The sequence below is a fragment of the Halomonas sp. SIMBA_159 genome, from assembly GCF_046536035.1.
Taxonomy (GTDB): domain Bacteria; phylum Pseudomonadota; class Gammaproteobacteria; order Pseudomonadales; family Halomonadaceae; genus Vreelandella; species Vreelandella venusta_A.
On record NZ_JAWJBT010000204.1, the window covers coordinates 1 to 345 of the forward strand.

1 pseudogene is annotated in these 345 nt (G+C 52.8%); it reads right to left on the minus strand.

Going from position 1 to position 345, the window contains the following annotated elements:
- A pseudogene (locus R0J87_RS19000) lies at positions 1–319 on the minus strand (hypothetical protein); the annotation flags it as partial.
- Positions 320–345: the final 26 nt, after the last annotated feature.

Below are 345 nucleotides of genomic sequence, written 5' to 3' on the forward strand. Positions count from 1 at the left end.
CGTTCGGGTCCATTTGCAAGCCTTGAATCGATTCGTCTGTAGCCGATGTGACCACGCCGTGATACATGACAATCGCCGCATCATCAGCGAGCATCAATTGGTTCGCTTCGTTTAGAATCGATTCGCGTTCTTCCTGGTCGATGCTCGTGCGCGATGCTTCGACCAATTTATCGAATTCCGGATTATTGTATTGCGCGCGGTTGGATGCGCCGATGTTATCGGAATGGAAGTTCGGGTAGAGCATTTCAGATCCGTCGCCCGTCACCTTCGACCAGCTCAAGAATGTCAGGTCGTATTCCCCGCTGCGGGCGGTATCCAAGAACGTCGCCCATTCCATCGTTTCGA